Genomic DNA, 911 nt, shown 5'->3' on the forward strand with positions numbered 1-911 from the left:
TACAAGCTTTTTTTAATAAATTTATTTTACCTAAAAAAATTGTACGACCGTAGCTCAGCTGGTTAGAGCGCTACCTTGACATGGTAGAGGTCGGTGGTTCGAATCCACTCGGTCGTACCAATTCAAAAAGAACGTAGGTCGGTTAAGTGGCGAAGCCGCGCCACCCGACATGGGTGAAACACCCGACATAAAATATATTATATTATTCCCCACACCAATTACGGCTGTACATTCCTGATGCGACCGCTTTATGAAAGCTTGAATAAGGCCAATCAACCACCCGTTCAACCAAACCATGTTTAAGCGGGTTAAAATGCACATAATTTACATGGTGCCAATAATCACGTTCATCAACAATGGTATGCTCCCAAAAACGGCGTTGCCAAATCCCTCGTTCATTTTTATTAACGCGTGCGAGTGATAAATATTCGTTTTTAGGCAAGCCTTTAGAAAAACGTTTTTTAATTTCGCGCCAACGGCCAGAATAATCGCTATCACCTTTGGGTAAAGTTAACACTGCATGTATATGATCAGGCAACACCACCCACGCATCAATATAAAATGGTTTATGCATTTTTACCCAGCGTACAGTTTCACGCAATAAATCAATATGCTCAACCAATAATGACTCTTTACGATCCTGCAAATTAACCGTAAAAAAATACGTTCCTCCCGGTTGATAATTTCGACGATATCTCACAAAAAATCTCCTTATAATAAACGGCTAATACCTCTGGGTTATTCAATATCGTAGGATAACGCCTTTGAATTATCCAACATCGTCGGATGACGCCTCCGAATTATCCAACATCGTCGGATGACGCCTCCGAATTATCCAACATCGTCGGATGACGCCTCCGGATTATCCAACATCGTCGGATGGCGCCTCAGACAAAGACAGCAACGACTAC

General features: G+C 41.8%; 1 protein-coding gene and 1 tRNA gene. One reads left to right on the top strand and one right to left on the bottom strand.

Annotated elements, in window-relative coordinates; translation table 11 throughout:
• Window positions 1-43 precede the first annotated feature (43 nt).
• Window positions 44-120, top strand: a tRNA-Val gene (locus tag CWC30_RS17885).
• A gap of 82 nt (window positions 121-202) precedes the next feature.
• On the opposite strand, the gene CWC30_RS17890 is transcribed toward CWC30_RS17885, so the two are convergent.
• Window positions 203-700, bottom strand: a complete 498-nt coding sequence (locus CWC30_RS17890; RefSeq protein WP_138627765.1) for an REP-associated tyrosine transposase — start codon at window positions 698-700, stop codon at window positions 203-205.
• Between the last annotated feature and the right edge of the window lie 211 nt (window positions 701-911).

Source organism: Pseudoalteromonas sp. S4741, assembly GCF_005886135.1.
Lineage (GTDB): Bacteria > Pseudomonadota > Gammaproteobacteria > Enterobacterales > Alteromonadaceae > Pseudoalteromonas > Pseudoalteromonas tetraodonis.